Annotated in this window: 16 protein-coding genes, 1 tRNA gene and 1 pseudogene; 9 read left to right on the forward strand and 9 right to left on the reverse strand. The window is 61.1% G+C overall.

The genetic code is table 11. The features are described 5' to 3' along the window. Window position 1: 1 nt before the first annotated feature. Window positions 2–1875: pseudogene (locus AB6803_RS06540) on the forward strand (CHASE2 domain-containing protein). A gap of 39 nt (window positions 1876–1914) precedes the next feature. On the opposite strand, the gene AB6803_RS06545 reads toward AB6803_RS06540, so the two are convergent. Continuing rightward, on the reverse strand, window positions 1915–3003 hold the full coding sequence (locus AB6803_RS06545) for a citrate synthase/methylcitrate synthase (RefSeq protein ID WP_371108119.1): 1089 nt from the start codon (window positions 3001–3003) through the stop codon (window positions 1915–1917). Between the two features lie 84 nt (window positions 3004–3087). Here AB6803_RS06545 and AB6803_RS06550 point away from each other — a divergent pair, with 84 nt between their 5' ends. Beyond that, on the forward strand, window positions 3088–4221 hold the full coding sequence (locus tag AB6803_RS06550; protein WP_371108120.1) for a citrate synthase: 1134 nt from the start codon (window positions 3088–3090) through the stop codon (window positions 4219–4221). On the opposite strand, the gene AB6803_RS06555 is transcribed toward AB6803_RS06550, so the two are convergent. Next, entirely contained in the window at window positions 4197–4574 is a 378-nt protein-coding gene (locus AB6803_RS06555) for a VOC family protein (protein WP_174051368.1), read from the reverse strand. The genes AB6803_RS06550 and AB6803_RS06555 overlap by 25 nt on opposite strands. 199 nt (window positions 4575–4773) lie before the next feature. On the opposite strand from AB6803_RS06555, the gene gnd reads away from it, so the two are divergent. Beyond that, window positions 4774–5799 (forward strand): phosphogluconate dehydrogenase (NAD(+)-dependent, decarboxylating), encoded by a 1026-nt coding sequence (gene gnd, locus AB6803_RS06560; protein ID WP_371108121.1) that lies wholly within the window; start codon window positions 4774–4776, stop codon window positions 5797–5799. Window positions 5800–5865: 66 nt separating this feature from the next. Here the strand turns inward: gnd and glp are convergent, their stop codons facing one another. From glp to AB6803_RS06585, 5 genes are read right to left on the reverse strand one after another with little or no spacing between them, the layout of a single operon-like run. Beyond that, the gene (gene glp / locus AB6803_RS06565; protein WP_371108122.1) at window positions 5866–7092 is read right to left on the reverse strand and encodes a gephyrin-like molybdotransferase Glp; all 1227 of its coding nucleotides are present in this window, start codon (window positions 7090–7092) and stop codon (window positions 5866–5868) included. Between the two features lie 3 nt (window positions 7093–7095). Next, a complete protein-coding gene (gene moaC, locus AB6803_RS06570; protein WP_371108123.1) occupies window positions 7096–7590 on the reverse strand; it encodes a cyclic pyranopterin monophosphate synthase MoaC in 495 nt (164 codons plus the stop codon). Between the two features lies 1 nt (window position 7591). Beyond that, complete coding sequence (trpC, locus tag AB6803_RS06575) at window positions 7592–8407, reverse strand: indole-3-glycerol phosphate synthase TrpC (RefSeq protein ID WP_371108124.1); 816 nt, start codon at window positions 8405–8407, stop codon at window positions 7592–7594. A gap of 12 nt (window positions 8408–8419) precedes the next feature. Further along, window positions 8420–9436: an anthranilate phosphoribosyltransferase gene (trpD, locus tag AB6803_RS06580; RefSeq protein WP_371108125.1), complete on the reverse strand. Its 1017-nt coding sequence runs from the start codon at window positions 9434–9436 to the stop codon at window positions 8420–8422. Window positions 9437–9460: 24 nt separating this feature from the next. Further along, window positions 9461–11353: a SurA N-terminal domain-containing protein gene (locus AB6803_RS06585; protein ID WP_371108126.1), complete on the reverse strand. Its 1893-nt coding sequence runs from the start codon at window positions 11351–11353 to the stop codon at window positions 9461–9463. A gap of 184 nt (window positions 11354–11537) precedes the next feature. Here AB6803_RS06585 and AB6803_RS06590 point away from each other — a divergent pair, with 184 nt between their 5' ends. The 4 genes from AB6803_RS06590 (at window position 11538) to AB6803_RS06605 (ending at window position 15291) form a co-directional block, all read left to right on the forward strand. Continuing rightward, window positions 11538–11819 carry a hypothetical protein gene (locus AB6803_RS06590; RefSeq protein ID WP_371108127.1) on the forward strand — a complete coding sequence of 94 codons (282 nt, stop codon included), beginning with the start codon at window positions 11538–11540 and terminating at the stop codon, window positions 11817–11819. A gap of 254 nt (window positions 11820–12073) precedes the next feature. Then, complete coding sequence (locus AB6803_RS06595; protein WP_371108128.1) at window positions 12074–12538, forward strand: MarR family winged helix-turn-helix transcriptional regulator; 465 nt, start codon at window positions 12074–12076, stop codon at window positions 12536–12538. After that, a complete protein-coding gene (locus AB6803_RS06600; RefSeq protein WP_371108129.1) occupies window positions 12531–13754 on the forward strand; it encodes an HlyD family secretion protein in 1224 nt (407 codons plus the stop codon). Before AB6803_RS06595 ends, AB6803_RS06600 begins: the two co-directional genes overlap by 8 nt. Continuing rightward, window positions 13747–15291, forward strand: coding sequence for a DHA2 family efflux MFS transporter permease subunit (locus tag AB6803_RS06605; protein ID WP_371108130.1), 1545 nt, complete (start codon window positions 13747–13749; stop codon window positions 15289–15291). The genes AB6803_RS06600 and AB6803_RS06605 overlap by 8 nt, the downstream gene beginning before the upstream one ends. Window positions 15292–15357: 66 nt before the next feature. On the opposite strand, the gene AB6803_RS06610 is transcribed toward AB6803_RS06605, so the two are convergent. Beyond that, on the reverse strand, window positions 15358–15960 hold the full coding sequence (locus tag AB6803_RS06610; protein WP_371108131.1) for a DNA-3-methyladenine glycosylase: 603 nt from the start codon (window positions 15958–15960) through the stop codon (window positions 15358–15360). Between the two features lie 198 nt (window positions 15961–16158). Between AB6803_RS06610 and AB6803_RS06615 the strand changes: the two genes are divergently transcribed. Then, window positions 16159–16248: transfer RNA gene (locus AB6803_RS06615), tRNA-Ser, on the forward strand. A 397-nt stretch (window positions 16249–16645) separates the two neighbouring features. Then, window positions 16646–17719, forward strand: coding sequence for a helix-turn-helix domain-containing protein (locus AB6803_RS06620; protein WP_371108132.1), 1074 nt, complete (start codon window positions 16646–16648; stop codon window positions 17717–17719). Between the two features lie 458 nt (window positions 17720–18177). Here AB6803_RS06620 and AB6803_RS06625 read toward each other — a convergent pair whose 3' ends face one another. Beyond that, the gene (locus AB6803_RS06625) at window positions 18178–18342 is read right to left on the reverse strand and encodes a hypothetical protein (protein ID WP_371108133.1); all 165 of its coding nucleotides are present in this window, start codon (window positions 18340–18342) and stop codon (window positions 18178–18180) included. Window positions 18343–18820 lie beyond the last annotated feature (478 nt).

The raw sequence follows: 18820 nt of genomic DNA on the forward strand, positions 1-18820 counted from the left end.
CATGCGCAGACCGCCGCTCCAGACGCTGATCGCGCTTGTCTTGACCGCCGTCTGGGGGCTCGGCCTCGGCATCACCCATCTGCGCGGCGACATTCCCTTCATCGACGGCGCCGAGGCGACGCTGACGAACCTTAGAAATGCCGTCGGCGGCAGCCGCCAGCCGCCCGATATCGTCACCATTGTTGCCATTGACGACGATGCTTCGCGGGCCGCAGGACGCTACCCGCTGCCCCGCGCGAGCCTCGCCACAATCATAGATTCGATCGCCGCGTTAGGGCCGAAAGCCATCGCGCTCGACATGCTTCTGGTCGATCCGGGCGATGAAGCCGGCGATGCAGCGCTGGAGCAATCGCTCAAGCGGACCAATGTCGTATTGGCCGCCGCCGGCATATTTCCCGAAAGCCGCCAGCGCGTCACTGACAACAGCAAGGAACCTCTCGCCCGCGTTCCCAGCGCGCTGCAATTCCTGGAGCCGCAGCAGCGGTTCGCTGAGGCTGCGAGCTATGGCGTCGTCAATGTGCAGACCGACAAGACGGGAACGCCGCGTTTCGTGCCCATGCTGTTTCGCAGCGGTGAGCGGATCGAACCGTCCTTCTCGCTGCGCGTCGTTTCGGCGGCGACCGGCGAACACCCGACGGTCATCTCCGATCACATCAAGATCGGCGACCGCTCCGTGCATACCGATACCGGCTATCTCATGCCGCTCTCCTTCTATGGTCCACGCGGCACGATCCGCACCATCAGCGCCAGCGCGGCGTTGAATGGACAATTGCCGGAGGAGGCGATCAGGGACCATATCGTCGTCATCGGCGCCACCGTCACCGGCGGCGGTGATGTCTTTCCCACACCCTTCGACCCAGTGCTGCCGGGTGTCGAAGTCATCTCCACCTCGATCACGCATCTGGTCGCCGGTGATGGCCTGATCCGTGACCACGGCGTGCGCCTCATCGACCTCTATTTCACCGTCGGCCTGCCACTCGTCATCGTCAGCCTGCTTGCCTGGCGGCGCAACACCATCGGCCTGATCATGGCGCTCTGCGTCGTCCTTGCCTGGCTGGCGATCAACCTCAGCGCCTTCAAGCATGGGATATGGCTGAGCGCCGCCCTGCCGATCGCAGCGACGGTGCCTCCGACGCTGCTCTTCGGCGCGGCCCAGCTTTGGCTCGGCCGCAGGCAGGCCGGGCGGTTTGCCGAACAGAGCGAACGCCTGCAGCGCATCCAGGCGCCCGGTCTTGCCGAACATCTCGCCCACGATCCCGGCTTCCTCGCGGAGCCGGTGCATCAGGAGGCTGCCGTGGTCTTCATCGACATCAACGGCTTTACGGGCCTCAGCGAGGCGATCGGCCCGGCCGCTGTGCGGGAGCTGCTGAACGGTTTCTACAATCTTGTCGACGAGGAGGTGACAGCCAGCGGCGGCGCCATTACCAGTTTCATGGGTGACGGCGCGATGATCCTTTTCGGCCTGCCGCAGCCGAAGCGAACCGATCCCGCCAATGCGGCGCGCTGTTGCATTCGTCTCGCCGACCGGATGCGGGGCTGGCTCGCAGCGCTGCCTGAGGCGACCGCTTCGCGCATCGGCTTCAAGATCGGCGCCCATTCGGCACCATCGTCGCCTCCAGGCTCGGCGGCGAAGGCCGCCAGCAGATCACGGCGACCGGTGACACGGTCAACGTTGCCAGCCGATTGATGGAAGTAGCAGCCCGCCATCACGCCGAAATCGCCATCAGCAACGACCTGTTGCATTCCGCCGGACATGACAGCCTGCCCTATATCGAAGGCAGGCTCGAAGGTCCGGTCGAAACAAGCTTGCGCGGCCGCGCCGGATCCCTGGCGATATGGCTCTGGCGCAGTCACGTATCGTCAGCAAGAGCCTGATGCGGCCGCGACAGGTCACGGCCTCATGAGTGACATTTGTTACGCAGCCTTCGGCAACGGGCCAACGTAACGCGACTGCGGGCGGATCAGGCGACCGTCCAACATCTGTTCGCGCGCATGCGCAATCCAGCCGACCGTCCGGCCGATCGCAAAGACGCCGGTGAAGGAGTTGCGCGGAAAGCCGAGAGCGTCAAGCAGCAGAGCAGTGTAGTATTCGACATTGACGTCCAAAGGACGATCCGGCTTGCGTTCCTTCAGAAGTACCAGCGCCGCAGCCTCGATCGCTTCGGCAAGGGCGATGCGGCCGGCATCGGCCTGACCACTTGCGAAAATCGGCTTGAGCGCTGTTTTCAACGCGTCGGCACGCGGATCGCGAACGCGGTAGACACGGTGGCCGAAGCCCATCAGCCTTTCGCCGTGATCAAGCGCCTGCGACAGCCAAGCGCGAGCATTGGACGGCTCGCCAACCGCATCCAACATGTCGAGCACCGGACCGGGAGCGCCGCCATGCAGCGGTCCCTTGAGAGCGCTGATCGCAGCCAGCACCGACGATGTCAGGCCGGCATGAGTCGAGGCGATGACGCGGGAGGCGAAGGTGGAGGCATTCAGGCCATGGTCGGAGATCGTCACCAGATAGGCGTCGAGACCGGCCGTCTGCTCCGCTGTCGGACGCTTGCCCGTCAGCATGTGCAGGATGTCAGCGGCCTGCGATAGCGAGGCATCCGGCTTGATCGGCGTCTCGCCGTTCTGAAGGCGCAGCACGGCGGGCAGGAAAACAGCCGGTGCCGCCATCAGGCGGATGGCGGTCGCGAAATCCTCGCCGTCCTCGATGCGTGCGAGCAACGCCCGCACGGCCTCGACCGGCGGCAGAGCCAGCAACGCCGGATCGGCGGCGCCGACATGCGCGAACAACTCCGCGCGCGCGGCACCCAGTTGCGTCTTGATGCTTGCAGCATCGGCGTGTTCTTCAAACAGGCCGTCGAGCAGCAGGGCTGCGACATCCTCGAAACGGCTCGTCGCCACCAGATCGTCCAGCGACACGCCGCGAATGATCAGCCGGCCGGCAGCGCCGTCGACATCGGACAGCTTGGTTTCGGCGGCAATGACATCTTCAAGACCACTTTTCATTATCATTCTCCTTTGACTATGCGTTTAGATCAGTCCTATTTGCATTGACGTCAATCTTGATGAAATTGATCAATGTGAGGATTTATGAGCTGGCTGACGGCGGAGCAGGCGCTAACCCTGCTAGGCACAAAAACGCAGACGCTGTACGCCAATGTCAGCCGCGGCCGCATCCGTGCAAAGCCCGATCCGGCGGATACGCGGCGCAGCCTCTACTTTACCGATGACGTCAAACGGCTGGCGGCGCGCCATGCCGGACGGCGCAAGACAGAGACGGTGGCGGCCGAAGCGATCCAATGGGGCGATCCGGTGCTGCCTTCGGCGCTATCGACGGTGTCAGACGGTCGGCTGTTCTATCGCGGGCAGGACGTGGCCAAACTTGCCGAACATGCGACACTGGAGGAGATCGCAGTCCTGCTCTGGGACATGAAGCGGCCACTGCGGCTGGAAGGGCAGGGTGGCGATAAACGATTGCCCGCCCTGAGCGCTGCCTTCTCTGCTCTGGCTGGGCGCGCTACGACGGACCTACCCTCGCTTGGACGCTCATTGCCGGCGCTTCAGAACGAAGCCGAAAGCGTGTTCGGCACCGTTGCGGTAGCATTGGCACCGGGGGCGTCGACGGTGCCGTTGCATGAACGCCTGGCAACGGCATGGAACAGGCCGGATGCCAGCGACCTCATCCGCCGCTGTCTGGTTCTTTTCGCCGATCACGAGCTCAACGCCTCGACCTTTACGGCGCGAATCACCGCTTCCGCTGGCGCAACGCTGTCAGCTGCCGCACTCTCCGGTCTTGCGACGCTGACCGGGCCGCTACATGGCGGTGCGTGGCAAAGCGTACGCACGCTGGTCACCCGTGCCGCCGCGATCGGGGCGGAGGAGGCGGTGCGCGGCTATCTAGCGGAGGGACGACCGGTACCGGCGGTCGGACATCCCTTCTATCCGGACGGCGATGCGCGCGCCAAGGCGCTGCTCGCCTGTTTCATCCTGCCGCCCTTGTTCGCGGAGGTTCGAAGCGTAGCTGAGGACCTCGTCGGAGAACGTGTCAATGTCGACTTTGCGCTGACGGCGATGACATCGGCCTATCATTTGCCTGAGGATGCGCCGCTGATCATCTTCGCGCTTGCCCGCACCGTCGGCTGGCTGGCGCATGCCATGGAGCAAGCGACAAGTGGTCACCTCATCCGGCCGCGCGCGCGTTATGTCGGCCCACCGGTCGAGTGACAGACGGCCTCGATATTGTGTCCATCGGGATCGAGGATGAAGGCGCCATAGTAGTTAGGATGATAATGCGATCGGATACCGGGAGGCCCATTGTCCTGTCCGCCGGCGGCAAGGGCAGCCTCGTAGAATCGGTCGACGACCGCTCTGTCCTGAGCCGTAAAGGCAACGTGAACACTGGTTTGCTGTACATTTCGCTGCCCTATCCAGAAGAAGGCCTTCGGCCGGATTCCATATCCGGCAAAGGTTGCGCCTTCGGCGTATAGACGCTCTATGCCGAGGGGCAGCAAAGCCTTGTCATAAAAGGCTTTCGACCGTTCGACATCGCTCACTCCGATTGTGACGTGATCCAGCATATTGGCTCCAGAGATGGCCGATGCGGATAGCTTGGCAGTTTGCTGGCGCCAAGCAATATCACAGATGCGTGAGCGCCGTATGTTTCGCCCTGATCCCGCGCGGCTGCATAGCTCGCCCGTCATTTGTTCATTGGCAAAGACCGCTAAATATCTTTATTGAGATTTCAACCGATACAAATCCTTCCTAGGAGACTGAAACATGCAAATCGGAATGATTGGCCTTGGCCGTATGGGCAGCAACATGGTGCAGCGTCTGATGAAGGGCGGCCACACCGCCGTCGTTCTCGACGCCCGTCCGGAAAGCGTCACGACGCTTGAGCAACTCGGCGCCACCGGCAGCACCTCGCTCCAGGATTTCGTGTCGAAGCTCGCCCGTCCCCGCGCCGTCTGGCTGATGCTGCCGGCCGCGATCGTCGACCAGGAGCTGGCCGCGCTCCTTCCGCTGCTCGACGAGGGCGATATCGTCATCGACGGCGGCAACTCCTACTACCATGACGATATCCGCCGCGCCGAGGAACTGAAATCCAAGGGCATCCATTATGTCGACGTCGGCACCAGTGGCGGGGTCTTCGGCCTGCAGCGCGGCTATTGCCTGATGATCGGCGGCGAAAAGGATACCGTCGAGCACCTGTCGCCGATCTTCGCAACGCTCGCACCGGGCGTTGGCGATGTTCTTCCCTCGCCAATGCGCTCTGAAGAAGCTGCAAAGGCCAGCACGGCAGAACAGGGCTACCTGCATTGCGGCCCGTCGGGCGCCGGCCATTTCGTCAAGATGGTCCATAACGGCATCGAATACGGCCTGATGGCCGCCTACGCCGAAGGCTTCAACGTGCTGCGTCATGCCAATGTCGGCAAGCAGACCACCGAAGCCGACGCGGAAACCGCGCCGCTGTCCCATCCGCAATATTACCAGTACGACCTCGACATCGCCGAAATCAGCGAAGTCTGGCGCCGCGGCAGCGTCATCACCTCCTGGCTGCTCGACCTCACCGCCGACGCTTTGCATGGCGATGCGGCCCTGTCTCAATATGCCGGCCGTGTTTCGGATTCGGGCGAGGGCCGCTGGACCATCTCGGCCGCGATCGACGAAGGTGTCCCGACGCCGGTGCTCAGCGCCGCCCTCTACGGCCGCTTCGCTTCGCGCGGCAATGATGACTACGCCAACAAGGTTCTGTCGGCCATGCGCGCGGGCTTCGGCGGCCACCACGAGAAGCCGGTCAAGTAATCGCTTTACGGTCTTGATGATAGTCGTGCCGGGCGGATCAAACTGCCCGGCATTTTTGTGTCCGGTTTAGCTCAGCAGGTCAGGGCGCAACAGCAGAACCGGGCATATGGAGCCGACAGCAAGTTCCGGTGCATGCGGCGGGCGGATGATAAGGCAATCCGAGCGGGAAAAGACCTTCATCATCGAGGAATCCTGCTTGGAAAAAGGCTCGGCCAACCAAGAACCGTCGGCGGCTTTCGTCAGCGTCGCGCGGACATAGTCCTGACGCTGATCATTGGCTTTAAGAGGTATCGCGGCTAGGGCTGTAGCCTCCCTTTTTATCGGCGGCAGCAACGCGAGCTTGCGAATCAGCGGCTCCAGAAACAACAGGCCGCAGACGAGGCTGGAGACCGGATTACCGGGCAGCCCGAGGATGTGAGTTTCGCCAAGACTGCCGACCATCAGCGGCTTGCCGGGGCGCATGGCGATCCGCCAGAAATCGAGCTGCATTCCCGCTTCGATGAGCGTCGCCTGCACCAGATCGTGATCGCCGACGGAGGCGCCGCCGAGCGTGACGATGACATCCGCTTTCGCCACCTGCGCCCGACCGATCGCGGCGGTAATTTCCGCCTTGTCGTCGGGAACAATGCCGAGATCGAGCACATGCGCGCCGGCGCTGCGAGCAAGCGCCGCGATCCCAAAGGTGTTCGACGCGATAATCTGGGAGGGGCCGGGCTCAGCTCCGGGTATCACCAGCTCGTCGCCGGTCGCAAGGATCGCCACCAGCGGGCGGCGGTAAACATCGAGTGCCGAATGGTTCATGGCCGCCGCCGCCGTCAGCCGCGAAAAATCCATCACCGTGCCGGCCGGAAGCACGACTTCACCTTCGGCAAAATCCTGGCCGCGCGGGCGGATATGCTGCCCCTTGCGCAGAGGATAGGTGGTGCGGATGCGGCTATCTTCCAGACGTTCGGCATCTTCCTGCAGCAGCACCGTATCGGCGCCAGCCGGAACCGGAGCACCGGTGAAGATACGCACCGTTTCGCCCTTGCCGACCGTACCTTCGAAAGCATGGCCCGCGGCGGAGGCGCCGATCACGGTCAGTTCCGCGCCCGGCTCGGCGGCATCTTCGAAACGCAGCGCGTAGCCATCCATCGCCGAGGCGTCGAAGGGCGGTTGGGTCAGGCGTGCTGCCAGATCCTTGGCGAGGACGCGGCCCTCGGCCAGGTCGAGCGGAACGCTTTCAATACGATGGGGTGGCGTTGCGCTGTTCAGCAGACGCGCCTGGGCATCGGCTACGGGTAAAAGGCTCATGCGTCAGGCCTCCGGGTGACGGAAATCGCCGGATTTGCCGCCGGATTTCTCCAATAATCTGATGCCGCCGATTTCCATCGTCCGGTCGGCGGCCTTGGCCATGTCGTAGATGGTCAGGCAGGCAACGGAGACCGCCGTCAGCGCTTCCATCTCGACGCCAGTGCGGCCGGTGAGCTTCGCGGTTGCGGTTATGCGCAGGCCGGGCAGGGCGGCGTCCTCGGTGATATCGACCGTAACCTTGGTCAGCATCAGCGGATGGCAGAGCGGGATGAGATTGGCGGTCTGCTTGGCGGCCATGATACCAGCAAGCCTCGCCGTGCCGATGACGTCGCCCTTTTTGGCATTGCCTTCGCGGATCAGCGCCAGCGTTTCCGGCTTCATCGTCACATGGCCTTCGGCGGTGGCGATGCGGACAGTCTCGGCTTTGTCGCCGACATCGACCATATGCGCCTCGCCGGAAGCGCCGATATGGGTGAGGCCGGTTTTCTCCGTGCTCATCTTACTCGGCCGCGACTGCGCCGGGCTCGCCGGTCAACAGCAGACGCGTCGCCGCCGCCACGTCGTCCTTGCGCATCAGGCTTTCGCCGACGAGGAACGTGGTGATATCAACGGCTTCTAGCCGCTTGCAATCAGCATGGGTGAAGACGCCGCTTTCGCCGACCAGCAGCCGGTCGGCGGGAACCAAAGGCGCGAGAGCCTCGCTAACCGTCAAGCTGACCTCGAAGGTGCGCAGATTGCGGTTGTTGATGCCGATCAGCGGCGAGGACAGCTTCAGCGCCCGCTCCATCTCCTCAACGTCGTGCACTTCGATCAACACATCCATGCCGAGGCCAAAGGCCTCGTCCTGCAGGCGCTCGGCCTCGCTATCGGAGAGCGAAGCCATAATTAGCAGAATGCAGTCACCGCCCCAGGCGCGCGCTTCATGCACCTGATAGGTCTCGAACATGAAATCCTTGCGCAATGCCGGCAGCGAACAGGCCGCACGAGCGGCGGTCAGAAATTCCGGCGCGCCCTGGAAGCTCGGGCTATCCGTCAAGACGGAGAGGCAGGCTGCACCGCCGGCCTCATAGGCTTTGGCGAGGGCAGGCGGATCGAAATCGGGGCGGATCAGGCCCTTCGAGGGGCTGGCTTTCTTGATTTCGGCGATCAGGCCGAAAGCGCCGGCATTCTTCTTGGCGAGCAGGGCCTTATGGAAGCCGCGCGGCGCGGACTGGCCGGCCTGCATTGCCTTGAGATCGGCAAGCGAGATCTTGGCCTTGGCGGCGGCAATCTCCTCACGCTTATAGGCTTCGATCTTCCGGAGGATATCGGTCATAACGTCCTGAACCTATTCTTCAGCGTTGGAGACGGCGATCAGCTTTTCCAGCGCAGCGGCGGTCGCGCCGCTGTCGAGCGACTGCGCCGCGAGCTTCATGCCATCATGAAGCGTTTCTGCCTTGCCGGCAATCACCAGGGACGCTGCGGCGTTGGCAAGAGAAATATCGCGATAGGCGTTCTTTTCACCGCTGAGCACCGCACGGAGCGCTGCGGCGTTGGCAATGCCGTCACCACCCTTGAGGTCGGCAAGATCGGCATGCGGAAGACCAAAATCGGCGGGCGTCAATTCGAAGGTACGGATCTTTCCGCCTTCGAGCGCCGCGACCGAGGTTGTGCCGGTCGTTGTGATCTCATCGAGGCCATTGCCATGCACGACCCAGACGCTTTCGGCATTCAGGTCCTTCAGCACCTCGGCGAGCGGCACGACCCATTGCGGTGCGAAGACGCCGAGCAGCTGCCGGCGGGCGCCAGCCGGGTTTGCCAAAGGTCCCAACAGGTTGAAGATGGTGCGGGTGCCGAGTTCGACGCGGGAAGGGCCGACATGGCGCATCGAGGAATGATGCAGTTGCGCGAACATGAAGCCGATACCGGCCTCGCGAATGCAGCGGGCGATCGTCTCGGGACCGATATCGAGCTTGATACCCAATACGGACTGCGTGTCGGCCGTACCGGCCTTGGAGCTCTGAGCGCGGTTGCCGTGCTTTGCCACCGGCACACCGGCACCGGCAACGATGAACGCCGCCAGCGTCGAAATATTGTAGGTGCCAAAGCCGTCGCCACCCGTACCGACGATATCGATCGCATCCGCCGGCGCTTCCACCGCCAGCATCTTGGCACGCATGGTGGTGACGGCGCCGACGATCTCGTCGACCGTCTCGCCACGCACGCGTAGCGCCATCAGGAAAGCGCCGATCTGCGAGGGCGTGGCTTCGCCCGACATCAGGATCTCGAATGCCTGACGGGCTTCATCCCGTGTCAGCTCCTCGCGATTGGCGACCTTGGCGAGGAAAGGTTTCAATTCAGCCATCGGCTTTCGATCCTCCCAACCGGGCTAGCGAGACATCGCCTGTTCGGCGAGGTTCTGGTTGACCGTGACGGTGTATTTGGACTGCAGGTCGGCAACGATCTGGTCGAGAATGTCGTCACCGGCAGCGTTGGCAACCTGGGTCGCCTGCTGATCCTGGTTGCTGAGCGCATCGGTCGTCGGATTGTTGTTGACGTCGGTGACCTTCAACAGGATCTGCGTCGTGTCGTCGGCACCGATGGCATTGGCGGCTGTGTCGATCGGGCCGGAGAAGGCAGCTGCAACGCCAGCACGGCCAAGAACCGGATCATCCGTCGTGCGCGTCACGTCAGCCTTGCTCTCCACGGCAATGCCCAGCGGTGCGGCGATATCGGCAAGCGACTTGCCCTTCTGCGCTTCCTGCTTCAGCTCAGTGGCCTTGGCGGCGAGCGCGATCTTCTGCTGCTCGGCAGTCCAGTCGACAACGGCTTTTTCACGGACTTCGGCAAGCGGGCGATCACGATCCGGGGTGATACCCAGGACATCGTACCAGACGTAACCGTCGTTACCGACCGTCAGGGGCGCAGCATTGCTGCCCTGGTCCGCCTTGAAGACTTCGGTGAGCAATTGCTGCTTGGCGGGCAGATCCTTGAGCTCGTTGCCAGCCTGGTCGAGCCCGGTGGAATCGACCGAATCGACCGTTACCGCCTTCAGGTTCAACTGCTGAGCAGCCTCCTGCAAGGATACGCCGGAGCCGCGCAGGTCTTCGAACTTGTCATGGATGCTGGTGATATCACTGGCGGCTGCATTGAGCGCGATCTGCTTGCGGACATCTTCCTTGACGTCGTCGAAGTTCTTCGCGGTCTCGTCCTTGACGTTGGTCACGCGCAGGATCACCGGGCCGAAGGAACCGTCGACGACGGGCGTCGTGCCGCCTTCCTTGGTGACGGCAAAGGCGGCTTGGGCGAGCGTCTGATCCGGAACCTGATCCTTTGTGAAGGTGCCGAGCAGCACGTCGGCCGGCTTCTTGCCCTGATCGGTGACGAGCTGGTCGAAGGTGGTGCCAGTCTTCAGCGCATCCGAGGCCGCATTTGCGAGGTCCTTGTTGGCGAAGGTCAGTTGTTCGATCGTGCGCGTTCCCGGTGTGGTGAAGCTATTCTTGCGCTTTTCGAATTCGGCGCGAGCGGCATCGTCGGTCACGCTTGCCGGATCAGCGATATCTTCCGCCTGGAGCTTCACATAGGAGAATTTGCGATATTCGGGCGCGCGGTATCGCGATTTAACGCCGTCGAACCATTTCGAGAGGACATCCTCGGCCGGGGCCTTGATCGGATCGATATTGGCGTTGGTCAGCAGCAGATAGTCGATGCTGCGGCTTTCGTCATGATATTGCTTGACGGCATCGACCAGTGTCTTCGGCGCGGTGAAGCCGTTGGAGACGGCTTCGACGATCTGACTGCGGACCGCAACCTTGCTGCGCTCCTTGATATAGTCGTCGGGATTGATGCTGCTGTTGCGTAGCAGGCTCTCGAACTTCTGGCGATCGAAGGTGCCATTCGTTGCCTTGAAGGCCGGATCGTCGCCGATGAGCTTGGCGAGACGATCCTGCGACAGACCTAGGTTCATATCGCTGGCCAGCTGGTCGAGCGACGCGCCGGCCACAAGCTGCGCGACGGTCTGCTGCGCAATACCGAAGGCGCGCGCCTGTTCCGGCGTGATCTGCATGCGCAGCTGCTGGCTGATCGCCTGGATCTGGCGGCGATAGGCAAGGCGGAATTCGTTGGTGTCGATCTTCTGATCGCCGACGGTCACAACGGCATTGCTACTCCCGCCGGTGATGAGCGAACGCTCGATCCCCCATATGCTGAAGGCAGCGGCCAGAAGAAGAAGCAAGCCCTTGGCAACCCAGGTCTTGGCCAGTTTTCTCAACACATCGAACATCGGAAGGCAAACCTCGTCATCAATACCCTCTTCGCCCACGGGCGAAGCAATCGGAGTTCCTTAGAGCAATCCGAAACGGAATTGAAGAGCTAGCGAGGAAATCAACCGGGCGAGGCACGGAAGCTCCGGAACCTTTACCCAGGATTGACGTTGACTGACAAGGTAACAACAAAAGGAGCCGACGATGGCCGAGACGAAATCCGCTTCCGCCCAATCCGCCTCAGCACAGGCACACGCAGAAACCGCCGTCGACGACCTGGCCGCGCAGATTGCAGCGCTGCGGGAGGATTTGACAAGACTTTCCCACAGCGTGGCAGCGGTCGGGCAGGGCGCAAAGTCGGTCGTCACCGAGGAGGCTCAGGAAGTAACCGAGCAGCTTCGGGAGAAGGTTCGTCAGGATCCGATCTTCATGGTCGCGGCCGCAGCCGGTATTGGTTATCTGATAGGGCTGCTCAGTCGCCGCTAGCCCGCCGGCTCACTTGCCTGTTGAATCGATAAATCCGTGGGCTTAACGCCCGCGGACGACGTTTGGTGTTTGAATTTTGAAACGTGACTTGCGCGCCGCCTTGCCTCTCCGGCGACTGCGACATCTTTGTGACACCCCCTGCGACATTTTTGACCATCTGCCGATGATCGCCCTTCGACCTATTGAATCGGGCGCTCACTTACTATACGTCACGGTATTATAAGGTTGCTTATGAATAGCAGGCTTCTCATATCATGCACACAGCACCGACACTCGGCTTTCTCCTCCACGACGTTGCCCGGCTTCTTCGGAAGCGGTTCGAGCAGCGTGCGAAAGATTTGGGATTGACGCGCTCGCAATGGCAGACGCTCGCCTATCTCTCGAACAATGAGGGCATCCATCAGGCCGGCCTTGCCGAGATACTGGAAATCGAGCCGATTACACTGGTTCGTATTCTCGACAAGCTGGCTGATCGCGGGCTGGTCGAACGTCGCCAGCATCCGAACGATCGCCGAAGCTGGCTGCTCTATATGCGCGATGAAGCCCGGCCATTGCTCGACACCATGCGCAGCCTGGGCGACCAAACCCGCAGGGAGGCCCTCCAAGGTGTCCCTTTCGAGGAACATGAGCGCCTTTATCAACTGCTTACCCTTATGAAATCGAACCTGGTTCAGGCCTGCCGTGCAACGGTCGGCGACAAAGAGACACATCATGGCTGACGCATCCTCTCCGCTTCGCGTACCCGCAAATGCAAATTCCGCTAGCGAACAGAACCAAGCCGCAGTTGCGGAGGCGCCGTCCTCCAATCCGGCGCCCGCGCCGGCCGCGGCAGGAGCTGCGGCTCCGGCCGCCGCTCCCGAAAAGCCGCGCAAGCGCCGCAGTCCGACGCGGCCGATCCTCTTTGCGCTGCTGCCGGTCGCGATCGTCGTCGGCGGTTACTATTACGTCACCGGCGGGCAGATCATGTCCACGGATAATGCCTATGTCCAGGCCGATATGGTCGGCGTTTCGACCGATGTTTCCGGCACGGTGATTTCGGTCGACGTGCATGAAAACGAAGTGGTGAAGAAGGGGCAGGTCCTTTTCCGCCTGAAGCCTGATTCGTTCCGCATTACGCTGGAAGGCGCGCAGGCGCAGCTCGGCAACGCCCGCAACCAGATCCTGAACCTGGAGGCAAGCTACAAGCAGTCTCTCGCCGAGATCGCCCAGGCGCAGGCCGACATTCCCTATTTCCAGAACGAATATGAGCGCCAGCAGAACCTGATCAACAGCTCGGTCGCCTCCAAGGCCGCTTACGATCAGGCCAAGCACAATCTCGATGCGGCCCAGCAGAAGGTCTCCGTCGCTCAGGCGCAGGCGGCAACCACGCTCGCCCAACTCGGCGGCAATGCCGACCTGCCGGTCGAACAGAACCCGCTCTACCTGCAGGCCGAGGCCGCTGTCGACAACGCCCAGCGCGAGCTGGACGATACAGTGGTGCGTGCACCCTTCGACGGCATCACCACCAATGTTCCCTCATTGCAGGTCGGCGCCTATCTGACGGCCGCGCAACAGGGCTTCTCGCTGGTGTCCACCACCAATATGTGGATCAACGCCAGCCCGAAGGAAACCGAGCTGACCTACGTCAAAACCGGCCAGAGGGTCACCATCTCGGTCGATGCCTATCCGGGCGTCACCTGGAAGGGCACCGTCTCCAGCATCGCGCCGGCCTCGGGCGCGAGCTTCTCGCTACTGCCGGCGCAGAACACGACGGGCAACTGGGTGAAGGTCGTGCAGCGCATCCCGATGATCATCAGCATCGACGATACGCAGGGCAAGCCGCCGCTGCGCGTCGGCATGAGCGTCGTCGCCGGTGTCGATACCGGCCACGCCCGTGGCCTGCCGGACTCCATCGCCAGCCTGTTGGGCCAATCCCACGGTCAGGATCATGAGTAACGCTGCCGCCGCTTCCCCCGCCGGCCCGATCGCCAATCGCGGCGCCATTACCGCCTGCGTCATCCTGGCGGTCATCATGCAGGCGCTGGACACCACCATCGCCAATGTCGCCCTGCCGCATATCCAGGGCGACGTTTCGGCCAGCGCTGACCAGATCAACTGGGTTCTGACCTCCTATATCGTCGCCGCCGCGATCATGACGCCGCCCTCCGGTTTCCTGTCGGCCAAGTTCGGGCGCAAGCGCGTGCTGCTGGTGGCGATTGCCGGCTTCGTCGTCGCCTCTGTGCTCTGCGGCCTGGCGCAATCGCTGAACCAGATCGTCGGCTTCCGCCTGTTGCAAGGCCTGTTCGGCGCAGCGCTTGTGCCGCTGTCGCAGGGCATCCTGCTTGACATCTACAATGTCGAGGAACGCGGCAAGGCGATGGCGCTGTTCGGTGTCTCGGTCATGGTCGGCCCGGTCCTCGGGCCTGTTATCGGCGGCTGGCTGACGGACAATATGAGCTGGCGTTGGGTGTTCTACATCAACGTGCCGATCGGCGCGCTCGCCTTCTTCGGCATCGTCGTCTATGTGACGGAAACCAAGCTCGACGCGCTCGCCAAGCTCGACATATTCGGCTTCAGCATGCTGTCGATCGGCATCGGGGCACTCCAAATTTTCCTCGACCGTGGTGAACAGCTGGACTGGTTCTACTCCGGAGAGATCATCATCGAGGCGCTGGTTTGCGCCTGCGCCTTCTATCTCTTCCTGGTGCATACGTTCACGGCGAAGAAATCCTTCGTGAACCCACGATTGTTCCTGGACCAGAATTTCGCGGTGAGCATGCTGTTCATCTTCATCGTCGGCGTCACCTATCTCGCCTCGCTGGCGCTGATGACACCCTATCTGCAGACGCTGATGGGCTATCCGGTCGTCACCGCCGGTATCGTCATGGGCCCACGCGGCCTCGGCACCATGTTCTGCATGTTCCTCGTGGGACGGCTGATCGGCAAGGTGGATACGCGCTGGCTGCTCTTTATCGGCCTCGCTCTGACCGCCTGGGCGATGTACGATATGACCGGCTGGACGCCCGACGTCTCGCAATGGACGCTGATTTCGGTCGGTTTCGTGCAGGGTGCCGGTCTCGGCTTCCTTTTCGTGCCGCTGACGACGATCGCCTTTGCGACGCTGCCGGCGCAGATGCGCGGCGAGGGGACCGGCCTCTACAATCTCTCGCGCAATATCGGCTCCAGCGTCGGCATATCCGTCGTTTCGATGTTGATCACCGAGAATACCCAGGTCAACCATTCGACGATCGCCGCCTACGTGACACCGTTCAACCGCTATTTCGATGCGACAGCGGCACAGGGCCTGAGCCCAGTAACAGCCGTCGGCCGCGCCTCGCTCGACAGCATCATCACCACGCAGGCGACGATCATCGCCTATATGGACGATTTCAAGCTGCTGATGCTGATGTCGATCTTCGCCATGCCGCTGCTCATGCTTCTGCGCAAGCCAGCCGCGCCGCCGGTGGTCGATCATAGCGTTGCGATGGAATAGCCGCGCAGTCTTTCCAGTTTCACTGCGCGGTTACATGGCCGCCGGACACCACGCCGGCGGCCCTTTTTATCCTTGTGGGAAGCGACGGCTGACGAAGCGCGAGCCGACCGCGCCGAAGCGCCAGAGCGGATCGACATTCTTGGTGAGTCCGATCCGCTTGCCCGCGACAACGGACAGTGGTTCAGCCAGAGAGAACTCAAAGGGCGCAGCATCCAACGCCCTGCCGTTCAAGCTGATATCGATGCCCATCGCCTGCGTCAGCTTTCCCGGCCCGCTGCAAAGTGCTGCTATGTCGGTAGTGCCGCGCCTGTGGATCATCTCCGCGACGCCACTCTCCGGCTCCATAGCCCGGAGCAGCACAGCGCTCCCCGTCGTGCAGACAAAATTCACGCACCAGTGAATGCCATAGGAACGATAGATGTAGATATGCCCCGCCGGGCCGAACATCGCCGCATTGCGCGCCGTCGGCCCGCGAAAGGCATGAGATGCCTCATCATCCGGCCGATAAGCTTCCGTCTCCACGATACGCCCGCCAACGCCCGCAACGGTAAAACGCGCGCCGATGAGATCGGACGCAACGACAACGGCGTCACGGGAAAAGAAGGCGGTGAGGGCAGGGCCGGCAAGCGGCGCCGGGCCGAGGGGCAGGGGCTGGTCGCTGGGCGTCATGGGCGAGGGCAGTGTCCTTTCGGATGTCGATGCTAGAAACTACTATCGCCCGCGCGCTGAAACGCCTAGCCCAATCCCTGCGTCTTCGATTGGGTCACGAATTGGGCCGCACACCGGCGCGCAACCGGTTGACGCTCTGGCCCGAATAGCTGTAAAGCCAGCCCACCACATTTTCTGAAGCGCAACGCTTCGGCGACAGGAAGAGTGTCCGAGTGGTTTAAGGAACCGGTCTTGAAAACCGGCGTGCGGGAAACCGTACCGTGGGTTCGAATCCCACCTCTTCCGCCATTGGCCGCCGATTACCCTCTACCGCGCGATATAGCCGCCAATGGCCGCATCATCACCAAGTAGCACACACTGCCGATTCCACGCTCTAGTCCATTCGCTTCTATCAGTAATCAGGCTGGGGGATGACAAGAAGTGCCGCGCGCAATATCGGGTGCGCTGAGTCGAACTGTGGCTAAGTCGCTAACAAGCGGGTCGTGGACTCGAACTCACTGCAAAAACGTCAACAGCCAAGTCATTTGTTTAGGCCTGGTTTCGTCGGGTACCGCACAGGGATACGCGCGGACAAATTCATTCCGAGGATTGCGTCAGCAAGCTACAAGCGAAAAGGCTTCCTTGTAAGATCGAACTACTTATGCGTATATATGCGCATAGGTAGTTCGATCTCCAGGAGATTCAAATGACGATCAATCGACTGAAACATTTCCGGGTCATGAATGCCGAGACCCAGACGCAAGCCGCCAAGGCGGCGGGCGTGACGCAGCCGACGTATCAGCGCTGGGAAACCGGCAAGACCGAGATCCCGAAAAGCCACCTTGCCAAGCTGGCAAAGCACTTCAAGACCACCGAATTGGAATTACTTGGTCGGCACCCGCCGAAAGAGGCAGCGTTCTACGATGACGAAGCTCCGTTGGACCTGCAATATTACGGTGAGTGTGCGGTGCATTTCGGCGGCGGCGGCGAGCCGTTGGTGCTTTCGATTTCGGAAGCAGCGCACGTGCAAGCCTATCACGAGTTGCAGAGTAGCAAGCGGTTCATCGTTATCAAGGACTTGGGCAACCGTACCGTGGCGATTCGGCACAAGGCGATTTCCGAATTCTATTTTTCCAGTGAAGCTTATGACACCTACGGGCCGGATCATGATGACTACAAACTGGCAACGCCAATCCAGATGCCTGACACTCGCGACTGGGCCATCGTAGAGGCGATTCGAGATGAAGAGATTGTCGGCGGCGACTATACATCGGATTTTGCTAAGGACGATGTCGAGCGCGTCCAACGCCAGATCATGATTACCGACGAGCAGTTCGATGAACTGGTCGCCAAAGGTGTTATCAAACCCGAGGACCTCGCGATTGAGAAAGCCGAGAGAGCGGCGGAAACCGATGAGATTGTTGCCCTAGCTCACACGGTGACGGTCCAGTTCTCGACCGGCAAGCGACGCGAAATAGCCGATGTCGATTGCAACCTTTTCGAATGCATCGAACCTCTTATTGATATCCACTATTCCCACAGCGGAAACGATGAGGACGAACCCAACATGATCCGGTTACCGTATGAGGGCTATCATCGCACCGTATTCTTCAACCCGGACTTGCTGGATTATATTTCGTTCCCGACACACAAAATCGAAGAGGATGAAGTCGAGAGCTATGACGACGGGCTGATCGACGGCGATGAAGCCAATAGTGACGATGCCATGGTGATCAAGCTGCCGAAGACCAAAAGAGGGAGAGGACGAAATGAGAACTGACGTATCCTTGTCTTACAGCTGTGAACAGATTGAGAAAATGCTGGTCACACTTGACGAGTGGTAGGTCCGCAGGACGCGCGTTAACCCCGGCGAACACCACGGTTCGTGGCAGCCTCTCCGACGTACCCAAGCTTACCTTAAGGGAGACCTCCCTGACCTTGAGGACAACCGCCACGCCCTCACTGCGCCCTGGGGGAATTGAAGTACGTCCGCTCATCGTCGAAACTAGCAATAAGGAGGGTTCTAGAGGGCTAACGAGTAGATATAATGCTCATCTTCATCGTTCCCGGCCAGCCAGAGCCCTTACCAAACTTGTCCATACATCACCGAACCCCTTGATTTCTCGGCAATTTTGCGACTCACTCTTGCCGTGCCTTTCCACCCCTGACCGCCCAATCTCACGAAAAAAACGGGTATTATGGTTTGGCGTTGCTTTATTTTCCGAGCGATGGCCGGGTTCATATTACCTCCGCAAACGTGCCGTGATTGCCAAGTTGCTCCAATAGGCCGTCCCAGTCCGCTATTCCGTCTTCGGCAGGGTCGAGTTCAATATCCGGATCACCATCGAAACGGTCCAGCAGTTCAATCAATTGCTCAATAAGATTTTCGATCTTCTCACGCACTGCCAAAATCCTTTCAAAAAGGCCGAGCGAAGTCGGCCGGTCAAAACCGTTTCCATCCTTTGTCTCCTTTATGTGGTGGTATGCGTGCGGGCGGCGAGTCGAAATACAACTTATTCGTGAGGTCGAGAGAACAGTTAAGCGGGCTTACACCCATTCACATACTGCATCCAAATCGCGCAATTTGAGTACCTTCACCCACGAGATCCCACTTGATTGTCACCGCCGATCCTGTAGACACCACCGAAGAACGCGACTGCCGTCAACTTTAGGGCGGGGTCGGGCGGCCGATTGACGTCACGCTGCTGCCACGAGATCACGTGGCCGTTCTTTTTCCCGACGACATGAGACATGATAGGCTCTCGGCCGCAATCCGAGGCGACTTCTCACCATGTCACGCCAGCTGTCACGCGACATTCCTCACTCGCTCCTGTAGTTAGCCTCCAACGTTCAGGTTTGAGGCAAAGAGCTTTGAGGTGCG

This window comes from Rhizobium sp. RCC_161_2, from assembly GCF_041355235.1.
In the GTDB taxonomy this organism is placed as follows: Bacteria; Pseudomonadota; Alphaproteobacteria; order Rhizobiales; family Rhizobiaceae; genus Rhizobium.

Excerpts from the sequence above, each read along its gene's own strand:
- gnd (WP_371108121.1), top strand. The coding sequence starts at position 4,774 with ATGCAAATCGGAATGATTGGCCTTGGCCGTATGGGCAGCAACATGGTG.
- AB6803_RS06595 (WP_371108128.1), top strand. The coding sequence starts at position 12,074 with ATGCACACAGCACCGACACTCGGCTTTCTCCTCCACGACGTTGCCCGG.
- AB6803_RS06590 (WP_371108127.1), top strand. The coding sequence starts at position 11,538 with ATGGCCGAGACGAAATCCGCTTCCGCCCAATCCGCCTCAGCACAGGCA.
- AB6803_RS06550 (WP_371108120.1), top strand. The coding sequence starts at position 3,088 with ATGAGCTGGCTGACGGCGGAGCAGGCGCTAACCCTGCTAGGCACAAAA.
- AB6803_RS06545 (WP_371108119.1), bottom strand. The coding sequence starts at position 3,003 with ATGAAAAGTGGTCTTGAAGATGTCATTGCCGCCGAAACCAAGCTGTCC.
- AB6803_RS06555 (WP_174051368.1), bottom strand. The coding sequence starts at position 4,574 with ATGCTGGATCACGTCACAATCGGAGTGAGCGATGTCGAACGGTCGAAA.
- AB6803_RS06600 (WP_371108129.1), top strand. The coding sequence starts at position 12,531 with ATGGCTGACGCATCCTCTCCGCTTCGCGTACCCGCAAATGCAAATTCC.
- trpD (WP_371108125.1), bottom strand. The coding sequence starts at position 9,436 with ATGGCTGAATTGAAACCTTTCCTCGCCAAGGTCGCCAATCGCGAGGAG.
- moaC (WP_371108123.1), bottom strand. The coding sequence starts at position 7,590 with ATGAGCACGGAGAAAACCGGCCTCACCCATATCGGCGCTTCCGGCGAG.
- AB6803_RS06610 (WP_371108131.1), bottom strand. The coding sequence starts at position 15,960 with ATGACGCCCAGCGACCAGCCCCTGCCCCTCGGCCCGGCGCCGCTTGCC.
- glp (WP_371108122.1), bottom strand. The coding sequence starts at position 7,092 with ATGAGCCTTTTACCCGTAGCCGATGCCCAGGCGCGTCTGCTGAACAGC.
- trpC (WP_371108124.1), bottom strand. The coding sequence starts at position 8,407 with ATGACCGATATCCTCCGGAAGATCGAAGCCTATAAGCGTGAGGAGATT.
- AB6803_RS06585 (WP_371108126.1), bottom strand. The coding sequence starts at position 11,353 with ATGTTCGATGTGTTGAGAAAACTGGCCAAGACCTGGGTTGCCAAGGGC.
- AB6803_RS06605 (WP_371108130.1), top strand. The coding sequence starts at position 13,747 with ATGAGTAACGCTGCCGCCGCTTCCCCCGCCGGCCCGATCGCCAATCGC.
- AB6803_RS06620 (WP_371108132.1), top strand. The coding sequence starts at position 16,646 with ATGACGATCAATCGACTGAAACATTTCCGGGTCATGAATGCCGAGACC.